The sequence below is a fragment of the Nostoc sp. DedQUE12b genome (genome assembly GCF_034530835.1).
GTDB lineage: Bacteria > Cyanobacteriota > Cyanobacteriia > Cyanobacteriales > Nostocaceae > Nostoc.
Map to the genome: position 1 here is coordinate 1 of NZ_JAVRCI010000045.1, position 15,627 is coordinate 15,627.

Annotated in this window: 13 protein-coding genes and 1 pseudogene; 4 read left to right on the forward strand and 10 right to left on the reverse strand. The window is 44.1% G+C overall.

Annotation, left to right across the window (positions count from 1 at the left end; all coding sequences use genetic code 11):
* Window positions 1–871: DUF4347 domain-containing protein (locus RMY16_RS20675; RefSeq protein ID WP_322737982.1), on the reverse strand; the 871-nt coding region annotated here is incomplete at its 3' end.
* Between the two features lie 531 nt (window positions 872–1,402).
* On the opposite strand from RMY16_RS20675, the gene RMY16_RS20680 reads away from it, so the two are divergent.
* On the forward strand, window positions 1,403–2,551 hold the full coding sequence (locus RMY16_RS20680; RefSeq protein ID WP_322737983.1) for an alanine--glyoxylate aminotransferase family protein: 1,149 nt from the start codon (window positions 1,403–1,405) through the stop codon (window positions 2,549–2,551).
* A gap of 429 nt (window positions 2,552–2,980) precedes the next feature.
* Here RMY16_RS20680 and RMY16_RS20685 read toward each other — a convergent pair whose 3' ends face one another.
* Both RMY16_RS20685 and RMY16_RS20690 read right to left on the reverse strand, forming a co-directional pair.
* Complete coding sequence (locus RMY16_RS20685; protein ID WP_322737984.1) at window positions 2,981–4,408, reverse strand: hypothetical protein; 1,428 nt, start codon at window positions 4,406–4,408, stop codon at window positions 2,981–2,983.
* 493 nt (window positions 4,409–4,901) lie between these two features.
* Window positions 4,902–5,225 carry a hypothetical protein gene (locus RMY16_RS20690; protein WP_322737985.1) on the reverse strand — a complete coding sequence of 108 codons (324 nt, stop codon included), beginning with the start codon at window positions 5,223–5,225 and terminating at the stop codon, window positions 4,902–4,904.
* 392 nt (window positions 5,226–5,617) lie between these two features.
* Here RMY16_RS20690 and RMY16_RS20695 point away from each other — a divergent pair.
* Window positions 5,618–6,390, forward strand: a pseudogene (locus tag RMY16_RS20695) (MlaE family lipid ABC transporter permease subunit).
* 61 nt (window positions 6,391–6,451) lie between these two features.
* Here the strand turns inward: RMY16_RS20695 and RMY16_RS20700 are convergent.
* A complete protein-coding gene (locus tag RMY16_RS20700) occupies window positions 6,452–6,898 on the reverse strand; it encodes a hypothetical protein (protein ID WP_322737986.1) in 447 nt (148 codons plus the stop codon).
* Window positions 6,899–7,284: 386 nt separating this feature from the next.
* On the opposite strand from RMY16_RS20700, the gene cruF reads away from it, so the two are divergent.
* Window positions 7,285–8,193: a gamma-carotene 1'-hydroxylase CruF gene (gene cruF / locus RMY16_RS20705; protein ID WP_322737987.1), complete on the forward strand. Its 909-nt coding sequence runs from the start codon at window positions 7,285–7,287 to the stop codon at window positions 8,191–8,193.
* A 143-nt stretch (window positions 8,194–8,336) separates the two neighbouring features.
* A complete protein-coding gene (cruG, locus tag RMY16_RS20710) occupies window positions 8,337–9,542 on the forward strand; it encodes a 2'-O-glycosyltransferase CruG (protein ID WP_322737988.1) in 1,206 nt (401 codons plus the stop codon).
* A gap of 142 nt (window positions 9,543–9,684) precedes the next feature.
* Here cruG and rnhA read toward each other — a convergent pair whose 3' ends face one another.
* The 6 genes from rnhA to RMY16_RS20740 form a co-directional block, all read right to left on the reverse strand.
* The gene (gene rnhA, locus RMY16_RS20715) at window positions 9,685–10,593 is read right to left on the reverse strand and encodes a ribonuclease HI (protein ID WP_322667222.1); all 909 of its coding nucleotides are present in this window, start codon (window positions 10,591–10,593) and stop codon (window positions 9,685–9,687) included.
* Window positions 10,594–10,727: 134 nt separating this feature from the next.
* Window positions 10,728–11,471: a M50 family metallopeptidase gene (locus RMY16_RS20720; RefSeq protein ID WP_322737989.1), complete on the reverse strand. Its 744-nt coding sequence runs from the start codon at window positions 11,469–11,471 to the stop codon at window positions 10,728–10,730.
* A 237-nt stretch (window positions 11,472–11,708) separates the two neighbouring features.
* Window positions 11,709–12,590, reverse strand: a complete 882-nt coding sequence (locus RMY16_RS20725; RefSeq protein ID WP_322667226.1) for an FHA domain-containing protein — start codon at window positions 12,588–12,590, stop codon at window positions 11,709–11,711.
* Window positions 12,591–12,885: 295 nt separating this feature from the next.
* The gene (gene pgl, locus RMY16_RS20730) at window positions 12,886–13,608 is read right to left on the reverse strand and encodes a 6-phosphogluconolactonase (protein WP_322737990.1); all 723 of its coding nucleotides are present in this window, start codon (window positions 13,606–13,608) and stop codon (window positions 12,886–12,888) included.
* A gap of 265 nt (window positions 13,609–13,873) precedes the next feature.
* A complete protein-coding gene (gene rph, locus RMY16_RS20735) occupies window positions 13,874–14,617 on the reverse strand; it encodes a ribonuclease PH (protein WP_322737991.1) in 744 nt (247 codons plus the stop codon).
* A 151-nt stretch (window positions 14,618–14,768) separates the two neighbouring features.
* On the reverse strand, window positions 14,769–15,392 hold the full coding sequence (locus RMY16_RS20740) for a nucleoside monophosphate kinase (protein WP_322636905.1): 624 nt from the start codon (window positions 15,390–15,392) through the stop codon (window positions 14,769–14,771).
* Between the last annotated feature and the right edge of the window lie 235 nt (window positions 15,393–15,627).

Below are 15,627 nucleotides of genomic sequence, written 5' to 3' on the forward strand. Positions count from 1 at the left end.
TACTCACTCCCGCTACCAGAATCTTGCCATCGTCTTGCAGGGCAATGCTGTAGGCTATGTCAGTACTGCCCAAGTTAGTAGTGACCTTGCCAGCAGTACCAAAGGTGCTGTCGAGACTACCATTGCTGTTGTAACGTACTACAGCAAAGTTATTATTACTCACTCCCGCTACCAGAATCTTGCCATCGTCTTGTATGACAATGCTTCTAGCAGTGTCGGTGGTATTAGTACCAATATCAGTAGTGACTTTGCCATCACTATCAAAGCTGGCATCAAGAACTACAGGTAGAATTGAAGCGTAGGCTGTTATTACTTCTTGCTCAAACGCTAAACGAGGAACAATAGGCGCTGTAGAAACCTCCAGTTCCCAATCACCACCTAATGCAGCACTCCCTGTCAAATCATCAGAGGCCGCTACTACTGCACCTGTCAATTCGCTCAGACAGCGTATAAACAATACACCTGGCTCGGTTTGAGCGACTTTGCAACCATACAGCAGTAGTTGTGCATCTTCACCCAAAGCATTTGCCCAACCCATAAGTTGGGTTGCGTAACGATTGAGCGTTTCGTTGTTGAGTTGACTGTTGCCCAAATAGATGCACCCAGGTGCGCCGTGGGAAACAATGTGCAGACTATTGACTCCCTGATGAGACTCCAGCACTTGACTAATTTGCTCGATGCCATCTTGGTTGGCATCTAAGACTACAACTGAGGTATCTGGTAATACACCCATTACCAAACTTTGGTAGTCATCAACCTGTGGGTCAATAAAAACTAGGCGAGTAGGATACAAGTCTAAAGTTGGTTTAATATTAATGCTGTGAGATATTTTGTGTATAGTAAGGTTTTTATTGCTACTATGCTTTATCATAATTGTCTAAGAGTAAATCCCTGATATTCAGCAAAAATGAAACTTTTTGCAGATCATTTCTTGTAGTTGCTTTCACTTTCAATGTAGGAATAAAATAAATCCTTTCCCTCGGTAAATCCACTAGTTTAATTAATGAAGATTTAGAAATTTTGGGCATAGAAAGTAGCTGAAACTTTTGATAAAAAAACTCAGTACACATCTATATCCCGACGTTGCATATTTGCGGGATGATTTAGCAACGTCCAAAATTTTCCCCCAGTTTCCTCTGCTTGTCTCAATTCATACCACTGTTCTGCAATAGACCTCTTGCAAAAGTTCTTTTTGCACTCTTGTGGGAAAAGGGAAAAGGTTAAAGGGGAAAGGGAAAAGAACAAACCTTTCCCCCTTTCCCCTTACCCTTTTCCCGACAAATGCCAAGAAGTCTAATGCCCTATTTCCAGATTTCCTGTTCCCTCCCTATACAAGTAAGTTCAGGAATCAAATCGGATTCCTATATGATCCGGTAAGTATCGTCTAAATGAAGAGAGATTTATGACGCAAACAATTTCAATTAACGACTCCGGGCGCTTGCAACTCACGCCGTTAGAAATCCCATCCCGTCTGCTGTTGGGGCCAGGGCCATCTAATGCCCATCCCACAGTTCTCCAAGCGATGAATACTTCACCCGTTGGGCATCTTGACCCAACTTTTCTCGCACTCATGGATGAAATTCAGTCGTTGCTACGCTACGTATGGCAAACAGAAAACTCACTTACCATTGCAGTCAGCGGTACGGGAACAGCTGCAATGGAAGCAACCATCGCCAATGCTGTAGAACCCGGTGATGTAGTTTTAATTGGTGTAGCTGGTTACTTTGGTAATCGCCTTGTGGATATGGCTGGACGTTATGGCGCTGATGTGCGAACCATTACCAAACCTTGGGGACAAGTCTTCAACTTGGATGAACTCCAAACTGCCTTAAAAACTCATCGTCCAACTATCTTAGCTCTAGTTCATGCCGAAACTTCCACGGGCGCACGTCAACCGTTGGAAGGGGTCGCTGATTTGTGTAGTGAATTTGGCACTTTGTTATTAGTGGATACGGTGACAAGTTTGGGCGGCGTCCCCTTGTTTTTGGATGCTTGGGGAGTTGACCTAGCTTATAGCTGTAGCCAAAAAGGGTTAGGTTGCCCACCTGGCGCTTCTCCTTTTACCATGAGTGCGCGTGCAGTTGAGAAATTGCAACAGCGGCGAACGAAAGTTGCAAACTGGTATTTAGATATGTTGTTGCTGGGCAAGTATTGGGGCGCTGAACGCACCTATCACCACACAGCACCCATTAATTTATACTATGCATTGCGGGAAGCACTACGTTTGCTTGCAGAAGAGGGATTAGCCAATTCCTGGCAGCGGCATCAAAAGAACGTAGAATATCTCTGGGAAGGTTTAGAAAATTTAGGACTGAGTATGCACGTTGAGCAAGAGTATAGACTGCCAACGCTTACCACTGTCCGCATTCCACCCGGCGTAGATGGTAAAGCGATCGCTCGACAGTTACTCAATGAACATAATATTGAAATTGGTGGTGGTCTTGGCGAACTCGCGGGTCTTGTTTGGCGCGTGGGATTGATGGGCTTTAATAGTCGAAAGGAAAGCGTTGACCAACTTTTAGCAGCACTGCGGCAGGTTTTGCCTAAGTAGTTTTGATATATGGTGCGTTAACAGTAGCTTAACGCACCTGAGAAAAAGAGCATCGGGCTAACTTCACTGCGAGAAAAAACCAACAACCAGCAGAGGCAAAAGTATTAAGACAGATACAATCAAAACGAGGGTTGCCGGCTCAATTTTAATGTGGTTATTTTGTGGATCGCGCATTTGGCACTATCTCGAACAATAAATATATTAACCAAGCCTAAATGATGGTTACTTTTTTTCCAACCCCAATCAGGTTTAGAAGTGTAAACTTTTTAGCCCATCAGCTTATTTCTTCCAAGGCAATTTAGTCCCCATTTCAGTTAAGGCTGAGAAGATAAGATAAAGAATGAGTAACCCAGCAGCCGCAAAGAAAGCGAGTAAATCGTTATCCATAAATGCCCCACGCTAAAACTTTGCTAATCATAGCGGAATCATTTAATCTTTAGCATTTTTCTGAGTCTGCAATCTTTGATTTTCTGGGTGCAAACTGTACCAGCCATACCAGTGACGAACTGCTAGCCAAACCGCTGAAAGCAAACCCGCTAAACTAAGGGTTAGTCCGCTAAACGGTACTAATAATCCAAAAATAGGTAGCACTGCTCCAGCAATAGTGGCGACGATCGCAGCCAGGGAAGCACTGCGGCTAGCTCCCAATCCCCATGTTAAAATTAGTAAAATGATGGAAATTAAAGTCCAAGCCAACTGAGCATTGATAATGCGAGTTAGATAGGTCAAAGTCAACAGACAAGCAAAGAAAATACTACCAGCGATCGCAATATTTCTAAAACTCATTGGCAGTGACAAATATAACAATAATATCCACCACAAAAATATTGCCGGGGCTAGTAATAAAAGCCGGGGAATGATGCCAGTATGACGAATGGGTTCGGTGTTGGTAAAGACTCCAAAGGGATTTTTGACTGAAACATTATCGTCAAATATCCAAGTAAACTGAGTACTGCGTCCGTTAACTTTAATCTCATTTGGTACAACACCACTAGCAAAATCAGCCGGAGCAAAGTTGGCAATTGCTGTGAGGCGAAAATTAGAAAGCAACTGTCCTGCGGCGCTGTAAACCCAGCGAGGCCCGCCTTGAGCCTGATAAGTAACTCGAAAGGTAGTTTCTTCTCCCGGTTGCAACTGGAAGGGAAAGCCATAGTCTCCCGGATTAGTTTGTTGTAGCCTATTACCGTTACGCTCTACTTTGTAGCCAGCAAGCAGTGTGTAGCCGTTAGGCGGCGATGCTTCAAAAAAGAAATTATTAATATCCTTGAGTTGGTTAACTACTTTATAATCAGCAGTGTATTCCACGCGATAAATTGAACTGCGACCTGGAACATCTACGCTTTGGTCTAGCTTGACTTGAATTTGCGAACCACCCAGCGTTAAAAAGCGGTTAATCTCTCGCGTATCATTGACTTTGACTATTTTGCCATTGGCTTGCGTGGTATAAGAGTATGGTTCCTGGATAGTGTAGCGGACTTGTGGGGCAGATTGTTCGAGCTTTTCACCTGCGACACTTTCAGCTACTTGAGCCACCTTTGTTTGTTCCCAATGGTGATAGCGATTGCTCAAAGTTGAACATAGAAAAAATCCCGGAACTAACAGGACTAATACTAGAGTTAAATGCTGTAATCCCCGCAACAGTTGGGAATAACGAACAGCCCATTCGCCAATGAATATAAATTGTTCCGGCTGGCTGCGACGCAGAGAAAAACTGATAAGTGCGATCGCAACTCCCAAAGCTACCACCAAAAATACTAATAACAGTGAAGCTTTGAGTGCCTGGGTTCCAAATTGAACAAGCTCAACTGGATGCGTCAAATCGGGTAATCCGGGAATACCTTGAGCAGAAGATGACATTGGTTAATTTTTACAGAATTTGGAGAATCAGACCAATAAAATCTCTTAAAAGTTTCTGGGCAATAGTTTTATTTGATACGCAACCAGTTTAAAGAAGTGCTGCGTTGGCGTAGCCAGCCCTCTGTCCCTGACTTGCTCGCCTGGAACTTGGTATAAACACCAAAAACCCGGTCTTTATGACCGGGTTTTTGAGGGAAAACAATGGGGATATATTCCCCGAAGGTTAGTTATAGAGGTTCAGTATAATATCGATGTTCTGATATTTACTACCACGCCATTGTTACCCATTCCGGAAAATTAGCTAAGAATTTTTGACTAGTCTTCTTTGATCTCCTAAAATACAGCAATCTACTACTGGTAGCATCAGCGTGTAGGATTGATAAATATTAATTTTCCGGCTTTTGGCTGATGAACAATGCATTTGGTAGCTGGCAAGAATGGCTAACAGTATTCACCTATCTAGGTTTTACCGTCTTCATTATCTGGCGCGTGTTTATCGCCGAGAAGAATTAAAAAAGCTGCATATCATCTCACCAGGGCCTTTTTGCTCAAAAGGCAAAACAGTCCCAGTTTGTTGAAGCTTGACTCGTTCGCGACAATTGTAAACCTCTGTAGGTCTTTTTATGCCATCTACGCTAACAATTGCTTTGTATTCCCAATAATTTTTGGCACTTCGGCTGATACTGAGAATGCAAATCTGGTGGCGTAGACCGTCGTAAACAGCGTAATTGCGGCATACAGATGCAAAAGCCGGATGTACCACGGAGAAAGGTAGTATTAATAGCAACAGAAATATTATGTATTTAATCCAGCTCATAAAAAATTGTTTAACATTATTTGGAAATATTATTAGATTTTTCAACCCTTTGAGTTGATTCAATTACTTTTCCTAGTTTGACGGACGAGAGATTGCAACCCCATAGCATACAATGCATGAGTTAATTGAACGTGAGTTCGACAAGTCTTATTTGACCTCTCCCCCAACCCCTCTCCGACACGGAGAGGGGAGCAAAAAGCTGAATTTTTCGTTGCTCCTCCCTTTCCGTTTCGGAGAGGGAGGCTGGGAGGGAGAGGTTCATCGAACTCACGTTAATTGAGAAAGTCAGATTACATCTGGCTGGGTTCCCACCATTTGTATCTGTAGTCTGATTTTGGAAAATTGACATAACAACAAATGTGCAAAAAAAGTCAGTCGTAAGGACGATAAAATTGCAACCAAAAACAAAATTTGAGCAATCTGGGATTACACGCTGTTTTGCAGCAATACTGCTCTTTGGTCAAGTGTGGCTACATTTACTCCAAGGGAAAACCTACTATCGCAAGATTTTGCAACATCTTGTTACCGCTGGGCCAGGTTCTATCTCTCCAGTTCTCCTTGTCAGCGGTTTTGCAGGAATGATTTTTACTATTCAAACAGCGAGAGAATTAGTGCGATTTGGGGCTGTTGATGCAGTAGGAGGTGCTTTTGCCTTAGCTTTTTGTAGAGAATTAGCTCCAATTTTGACCGCTAGTATTATGGCGGGACAAGTAGGTTCTGCTTTTGCAGCAGAAATAGGTGCAATGAGAGTTACCGAGCAAATTGATGCACTTTATATGCTCAAAACCGATCCAATTGATTATCTAGTACTTCCTAGAGTAATTGCTTGTTGTTTGATGGTGCCTTTGATGACGATTTTGGCTTTAGTTACGGCATCATTGGCGGAGTTTTTGCCGCATCAAAGTTCTACCAAATTATTCCCGAAACATTTTTAGAATCAGTCAGAAATTTTTTAGAACCGTCAGATTTGTTTATTATTTTGCTAAAAGGGTTTATTTTTGGAGTGCTGGTTGCTGTCATTGGCTGTAGTTGGGGTTTAACTACAAGAGGGGGAGCAAAGGAAGTAGGAGAATCGGCAACAAAAGCAGTTGTTACTAGTTGGGTATCAATTTTTATTATGGATTTTTTCCTCTCTCTACTGCTGTTTGAACAGCCTGCATTTTGAACCCAAGTAAGTATTGAACCAACCCAACTCAGGCATCGCTTCCTTTTTCGGGTATACTTCATCACGTCAGCGGAATTTGAGAATATATGAACTTGTAGATTAGCGCACCCAAAGCTAAACCTCCCAATGAAAAGATAGAGGCAGTCGAAAAAGCTAACCCTTCCCTAAGTCCCGCTCTTTGAAAATCTATCCTGACTAATATAGTCGCTGAAATGATGAGTAAAGTATCAAGAAATACCCGAAACCAGGCAATCATAATAAAGAATAAGAAAGCTGCTAAGACGGCAACGCCGAAAGACCTGGTATTTGATTGCAGAAAAAGGCTGTAATAATATGTCATCTTCGGCCAAGGAGCGGTCAACGTTATGATTAAAAGCAAGATAGCAATTACAGTTGCCACCCACACAAATATAGGAGCACGTGTTTCTGATATTACCCAGCCCAAAGTACTGTAACTCAGCAGTACTAGCGCCAGGGACACCCAAGGAACTCTTTTCAAAATTGACATGGGTTTATATTTCTAGTACAGGGTTAAGGTCTTATCGCATAAATTAAGTGTAGTAACTCAAGACTTTATTTTGCTTGAGGACTTGCTCAGTTTATGATAATTATCCTTCCTTAAGGATATCCCAGTATCAAAGGAGTTTTTTCCGATATGGGTATCTGTGAGACAAGAAACCAGAAGTTCTTAGAGATAAAATTATGTAGATTTTGAATATATGGCTTAAACTAGTAAGTTTAGCATCATATTTTTATAGCTTTAATCAACAGACTTTTATGCTGTTCACAAGAAAGCCAAACAAGTTTGTCGAGAATTGCGGTACAAAGTAGTTAAAGATTTGTAAACTGTTAGCAGCCGAGTAGCCGCGTGTCACATCTTGTTAAGGAATTATCATGAAACAACTTATTATTGCTGAACGCGTATGCCTCATTGGTCATATCGCGTCAAAAGCCTTTGGACTCGTAGGGATGCTACTGGTAGTACCTAATGCCGGAATAATTTTCAACTTATCGCAGGTAGGAGAAACTGCCGTACAGTTAAGTATGGCTGGCGGTGGTGTAGTTGATATCATCTTAGGGACAGTAGCTGTCTCTATTTATGCCTACCGGACGTTGGGATTAGGAACTTGGCTAGCATTTATGCTACCAGCTATGTTTATCTCTTTGGGAAGTGAACTACTGGGAACTAGTACAGGGTTTCCATTTGGTGATTATAGCTACTTGAGTGGCTTGGGTTATAAGATTGGAGGGCTAGTTCCTTTCACAATTCCTTTATCTTGGTTTTATGTTGGGCTGTCGTCTTATGTAATTGCGAGAACTGGTTTGCAAGTGGCTCAAAAACCCAGTTGGGGTCGCCATATTGCTGCGATAGCCGTTGGTGCTTTGCTCTTCACTTGCTGGGACTTTGCCCTTGAACCGGCTATGAGTCAAACTTCTCTGCCCTTCTGGTATTGGGAACAACCAGGAGCTTTCTTTGGAACACCTTACCAAAACTATGTAGGTTGGTTTGGTACTAGCGCTCTGTTTATGAGTGTGGCAGGATTATTGTGGAGAAATGCCTCAATTAAATTAGAGCGATCGCAACTCAATCTGCCATTAGTCGTTTATTTAACTAACTTTGCATTCGCCGCCGGACTCAGCTTGGCAGCCGGATTCTCTATCCCTGTATTACTCGGCTTATTGCTAGGTGTGGTTCCGGCTGTGGTGCTGTGGTCTAGGAGTTCAACCACACCGGCTCAAGTTACTGTTGAGCCAGCAACCAAAGAAGTATCAGTAGCAAAGGTTGAAGTTGCCTTGAAATAAGCCTAGAAATTAGGGAGTCGGGAGTGGGGAGGCAGAGGGAGCAGGGGAGCAGAGGAGCAGAGGAGAAGTTGCAGTAAGTCTTTCCCCTCTGCTTCTATATCCAATCCCATACCCAATGCCCAATGCCCCATACCCAATGACTAATGACTAATGACAACGCTTTGATAGCAGAAAACGCTATCTCTCTTTTGTTGCTACTTATCCAAGTACCAGCAACGGCGATTCTGTTTTCGCGGCTGCTAAAGGGGCCAAGACGCCATCCTCCAATAGAACCACAACAGCCAACACCTGAACTTTTGGGTAAGGTTAGCATAGTTGTTCCTACACTGAACGAAGCACTTCGCATTAGCCCTCTGTTGGCTGGTTTAAGTCAGCAAAGCTATGAAGTTCGGGAAATTATGGTTGTAGACAGCAAATCCAGTGATGGCACCCCCGACTTAGTAAAAGCCTCACAGCAGAAAGATCCGCGCTTTCGCGTGATGACAGATGATCCCTTACCCTCTGGTTGGGTGGGGCGTCCTTGGGCCTTGCATAACGGTTTTCTATATAGCTCCGAGGCAAGTCAATGGTTCTTGGGGCTGGATGCTGATATCCAACCGCATCCTGGTTTAGTTGCTGGTTTAGTGAAGACAGCCGAAGCACAAGGCTATGATTTGGTTTCTCTTTCACCCCAATTCATCCTCAAATATCCTGGGGAGTGCTGGCTACAACCTGCTTTGTTGATGACTTTGCTTTATCGATTTGACCCGGCGGGGATCAATACAGAGCAACCAGAACGGGTAATGGCGAATGGCCAATGTTTTTTGTGTCGTCGCTCCGTTTTAGCTGCTGTGGGTGGTTATAGCAGTGCAAGTAATTCTTTTTGTGATGATGTCACCTTGGCACGCAATATTGCTATCCAAGGTTATAAGGTCGGCTTTTTAGATGGTGCCAAGGTATTAAAGGTACGTATGTATGAAGGGGCGATGGAGACGTGGAAAGAATGGGGGCGGAGTCTCGATCTTAAAGATGCAACTTCTCGCTCTCAGTTGTGGGGAGATTTATGGCTACTCACATCTGTTCAAGGTCTACCCTTTTTAATCGTCCTGACTTTTTTGTTGATTACTCCCACGCTCTCATATTCGTCCACTCCCCCACTCTTGCTGCTGGGACTGAATTTATTCCTGTTGGTGATTCGCTTTGCGATGCTAATAGCGATCGCACCTTCTTACGATCGCACAAACGCTAAAGGCAGCTGGTTGTTCTGGCTTTCCCCTTTGGCTGATCCCTTAGCTGTGCTGCGAATCTTTTTATCTGCATTCCGTACCCCGCGCGAGTGGCGAGGACGCAAGTATAGTGCTGAGTTGTGAGTTGTGAGTGCTGAGTAGAGAGTAGGGAGTGAGCAGTGAAGAGTTTAGAGTGAGGAGTTAAAAATTCAAAACTCAGCACGGGCTAAACGCCCCGCTATCACTAACAGCTACTCAGCACTCAGCACTCAGCACTCAGCACTCCCTACTCCTCTTCGCCTCCTACTTGATCCCCGCGTTCCAATTCCCAAAGAATTTGATTTCCTTCACGGCGTACCCGTGACACTATCCAGTTTCGCCAGCGCCATTGATCTCCACGGCTGGTGACAGCGCTGGCGTGGACATCCATCAAGTCTGCTAACTCAGAACTGGTGATTAAGTAGCCTTTTTCAGAAATTTCGTCAGCTATACGCAGAGTTTCGACCAAGCTGCGGAGTTGCGAAACCCTCATTTCTGGCGGTTTTTCATCGGTTACGGCCGCAGTTGGCCCGGTTGATGGTTCCATAACGGTTATTTCTGGTGCAGAAGTACTGATTTTTTGCGGATTTTGGTTAGTTATTCTAGAGTTTTTTTCATAATCAGCTACTTTTGCTACATTTATTTCATTTGTGGAAGGTAAAGATTTATAAAATTCTGTAGAAGATAATTGTTGTAGAGCAGGGGTTTTGCCACTAGCATAAGTGCGAGCGATCGCATCACAACGTTCGTTACCTATGTTACCAGAATGTCCCCGAACGTATTGCCATTTTACTTGTTGGGTATTGAGTTCATCTAAGATTTCTAAAAGGTCTTGGTTTTGGACGGGTTTACCATCTGACTTTTTCCAGCCTTTATTTTTCCAGCCTTTCACCCATTTGGTAACGCAGTTAATCAAGTATTCGCTATCGGTATGAAGGGTAATCGGTTGGGCTTGTTGAGATGTTTGCAGAAATTGAAGGGCGGCGATCGCAGCTTGCATCTCCATTTTATTATTAGTGGTATGAGGGGATGCATCGCCCATTTCGTGGATTGAGCCGTCGCTGAAGTAAACGACAACACCCCAACCGCCAGGGCCAGGATTACCGGTGCAAGCACCATCGGTGTATATGCTTTGAATTATAGGTTGGGTGGACATGTTTAGGGTATCGAACCGCGAAGGTAAAAGTTATTAGCGGCGAATTTTTTAACAATATCCAGGCTATTATACTGATAAATTTTTACTTTAGTTCTGAAATCGCTTTGATGCTGCCTCTTACTCACTCTTACTGATTACTCAGAACGATAAGCAATGCGGAGACTTTGGATTAAAATCACCAGAGATGCGATCGCCATTAACCCGCCCCAAAACCAGTAAGGTAAAAGCAAATATCGCTGCATTTGCGCTGTATCAGAAATTCCCAGGGAGCCAGCAGAACTACTAAATAGATAATCAAGTTGATGATACGTACTTACACAAGCTTGTACACCCAAAAATTGAATGACAAACCCTTGTGTCCAACGAGGTGCTCTTAAGGCAATACCTAAGATTATTAAACCTAGTAAGGGAATTGCCACCAATCCAAACCAGGAACGCACCCAAATTAATGTGGAAAACAGCAAAAAACCTCCCAAAATTTTCAAACAGAGGGTTGCTGCTGTAAAACTGCGGGAAGCCAGAATTAAAGCTGCACCAGCAAGAGGTGGCCCCATTGGCCCGGCTGCGGCGATTATTGCCGGGCCAATTGGCCCGAATGACGACCGGATGCCATAAGTTGCGACACCAGAACCATTGCTAAAAATCTGCAACTTCTGAAACTGTCCCCCTAATAGCAGTGCCATTAAGCCGTGACCCATTTCATGAAACCAAGTTGCCAGAATTGTAAATGGGTATAAGATATAATCCCCTCCTGGTACTTGCCACAATAAAGCAGTGGCGATCGCTGCTGCAACTAGCCAGGTTAGTCCCATGCGTTCAACAACTGGCGGGGCTTCTTTGGTCAGCAAGGTTTCAAAATTTTTGTTTGATTCCCTCATAGGTCACTCATTGGCAGTGTATTTCCATCCATCCTAGTGTAATTGTTAAGGTAATGGAGTTGCTAGACAATGCAACAATTCGCACATCAAAGCGACGGCTGTCAACTATGGCGCTATCAAGAACAACATAGTTACCCGTCGCTTATCTGATGCAGTTCATTTGTTTCTCCTCCAAAATGGATGCCGGAGGATGGGCAGAAAATACTTAGACTGATGTCACAATTTAGCAAGAATCAGTTAAGCAAGTTGAAAGAGGAATGTCATCAAGTCTCCTTTACCCAAGCTGATGCGATCGCCTGGTCGCAAGCGATGACGGTTCCCTGGTAAAAGTGGCAAATTATTGATGTAAGTGCCATTAGAACTTCCCACATCCTCTACATAATGGGCATCCCCCTCGACGCGAATATCTGCATGAATCCGCGAGACAATTTCGGAATTGGGAAATCCTGAAACATCTATATCTGGAGGAATCCGGTCATTGGGCTTGCCGATATGAATCACAGAGAAATTTTGCGGCAATTCAATTAAGCGATCGCTTTGAACGTGGAGTAACCGCGCTGTAACCTGCTGCAATTGCGTTCTGGCAGCAGTTGCAGTTGGTGCTGGTGCTGCTGGCGGGGATACTTCGGCTTCAGAGGCTGGTGCTGGCTCCACAGGTGGTGGAGTCGGAATACTACTTTGTCCAGAGACTACGGGTTGAGCTACAACGGTTGACGCTGCCTCTGGGGGACTACTGACTGTAACAGGTAACTGTGGCGCTGGTTCTGGCGGAACTTCCACCTCTGTTGGTGGTAAAGATGATTCGGGAGGACGGGAGTTGGTAGAACCGCTCATTCCCAAGGCATCTGGTTGTAAAAGTTCTAATAGTGGATCGGGTGGAACTAACGCTGGTACTTCCACGGGAATATTGGGAGTGACTGTTGTAGCTACTGCGGGATGAACGTGTGGAACTCCTGCGGAGTGAAGGTTATAGCCACACTGACCACAGAATGCAGCATCTGCCTGCACAGTTGCCCCACAACTGGGACAATTAGTAGTCGCAGGTAACGGTGTATAACAAGCTTCACACTGAACAGCGCCGTCAGGGTTGGGATGATTGCAATTAGGGCAGACGATCATCGATATTTAGCCTTTGTTCAAGATCATCATAAATATAGTTAGGACTGGCAAGCAGAGGGCGGCCCTAGCTTTAGATTCTAGCAATTACTGCTAATGGAACAATGAATTGGACACTCTTATGCGGGAAAGGAAAGCAGGGGAAGCAGAGGGGTAGGGGAGCAGAGGAGCAGAGGGGCAGGGGAGCAGAGGAGCAGAGGGGCAGGGGAAATAATAGTAACTCCTAACTAACTCCTAACTCCTAACTCCTAACTCAGCACTCAGCACTCAGCACTCAGCACTCCCAATTCCCCATTCTTCAATGTTGAAGTTCCAAACCTGCTGCCGCATCCAGCAGCCACCAAAGTTCTCCTTGGGGCTTAATTAAGCGGGATGGGTAAGTGAAGTCATCAGCTACAGGTGCAAAGACTTGAGCTAAAGCTGGTCGTTTATTAGCACCAGCAACCAGAAAAATCACGCTACGAGCAGAGTTGATGAAGGGATATGTGAAACTTATCCTGGGGTTTCCGTCTTTGTTACCCACAGTTATAAGGCGATCGCGTACTTTAAGAGCCTCTGTATGGGGAAACAAAGATGCGGTGTGTGCATCATCACCCATTCCTAGTAATACTACATCCAAGGAGGGAAACTCGACCCCAGAAGAATGGAAAAATTCTTTGAGATGTTGTTCATACTTGGCAGCAGCCAGTTCTGGATTGGCTTCTAAAGTTGGTACGGGGTGAATGTTAGCCGCTGGGATGTCAACGCGATCTAGCCACGCACGACGCGTCATCAGTTCATTGCTATCGGGGTGATCTGGTGGTACGTAACGCTCATCTCCCCAGAATATATGAATTTTATCCCAAGGTAGTTTTTGAGTAGCAATTGCTTCGTATAACGGTTTAGGTGTACTGCCACCAGACAAGGCGATGGTAAACCGCCCACGCTGCTCAATCGCAGTTTCTAACTTGGACAGAATTAATTCTAGCGCTCGTGCAACCAGCGTCGGTTGATCCGGTAGAACTTCAACGGTTTTATTCATGGCTTCATCATCATATTGCTGGCTTCTGGCAATACAATACCGAACTTATTACAATCCCCCTTTTTAACTTTTGAAACATTTAACATCGTGGATTAAGTAGACTGGAAAAACATAGATTTCCTTATCACTTTCAAGGGTAAGTTTTCAGTAGTCAGTCATACTAACTACTGTCATGATTATTTTTATTTACATCCAGTTACTGGATACTTTGTTGATTAACACCATAAAGGATACATTTATTAATTCTTATTAAAAATTAATAAAACTAATTAATCACAAACAACGTTTCCCAGTTAGGGATCGCTTCACGTTGGGCAATTAACAATTCCTGAATTCCTTTTTGGGCGACATCTAGCAGTTGATCTAGCTGAGTGCGGCTAAAGCTGCCTTCTTCGGCTGTTCCCTGGACTTCAATGATTCCCAGATGGTGATTCATCACCACATTAAAATCTACCGTTGCAGCCACATCTTCAATATAGTCTAAATCCAAAAATGGCTCTCCCTCCAGTAATCCTACGGAAACTGCTGCTACCTGTCCACACAAAGGCGATCGCTCTAATACGCCCTCTTGCAATAATTTAGAGACTGCATGAGCCAACGCCACAAACGAGCCTGTAATGGCTGTTGTTCGAGTTCCGGCATCTGCTTGTAACACATCAGCATCCACAGTCAGGGTACGTTCTCCCAGTGCTTCAAAATCCACTGCTGCGCGTAAGCTACGTCCAATTAGACGTTGAATTTCTTGCGTCCGTCCAGATAATTTCAATAATTCCCTTTCTTGGCGTTTTTGGGTAGCTGATGGTAACATCCGATACTCAGCAGTTAGCCAGCCTTTACCAGTTCCTTCAAGAAACTTTGGAACTCCCTTATTAACACTAACAGTACAAAGTACTTGCGTATCACCGCATCTTGCAAGAACAGAACCGGGGGCAAAGCGGGTGAAACTGGGGTGAAAGCTAATCGGACGTAGTTCATAAGAAATCCGACCGTCAGGACGCTGCCAAGCCATTGGAGTTGCCTCAAGTTTTACAATACTGCCTTAAGATTACTTTAGTGTTATTGGGCATTGGGCATTGGAAAGAATTCTTCCTAACTCCTCACTCAGCACTCAGCACTCAGCACTTCTCACTCAGCACTCAGCACTCCTCACTCAGCACTCTTCAAGGAACTGAAAGCAGAGTCAAAATATTTTGCTGTACCATTTCTGGTGATTGGTCGCCGTTGATGGTCAACAAGCAGCGACGACGGTCGTAATATTCTAGGATGGGAATGGTGCGATCGTAGAATAATTCTACACGGCGCTGTACGATTTCTGGTTGGTCATCTGGTAGCGATCGCCCCAAGGATCGACTAACCATAACTGCTTCCGGGACTTGGAGATAAATTGCCCAATCTAGCTTTTGCCCTAAATCATCCAATAAAAAATCTAATTCTTCAGCTTGGAAGGCAGTACGGGGATAGCCTTCTAACACCCAATCGCAATTAATATCCGGTTGTCTGAGGCGAATTCGGATCAATTCAATGATCATTTCGTCTGGAACTAACTCCCCTTTTTGCATGTAGGGTCGTGCGTGGTAGCCTAGTTCACTCAAGCTAGCGTAAACCGAAAGAGAAGTCCGGGGATCGGCTTCCAACCATCGAAATTCCGGCAGGGGCTGATTGCCAGATATTGCTTCTCGTAAAATCTCACCTGTGGAAATCAGAGGAATATCAAAGTATCTGCAAAGCCTCTGTGCTTGAGTGCTTTTCCCCGATCCTGAACCTCCCAGAATCACCAATCTCACAACGATTTACTCCTCATCGTGTCAAATTCACTACTAGCTAAGTCTGTTTTGCCCAAACAACCGACAAATTTAACATTTAGCGATTTTTAGGCGTTGTGCCTAGCTTTTTTAAATAATTGGAACTAGAGATTTTATGTTTTCATTTTTACAACTCATTACAGAGGAAAGACGAAAACTTACAGCAGTTAGCGGTTTTATAAACTACATCTAGAGACGTTATATGCAAAGTCTCTAC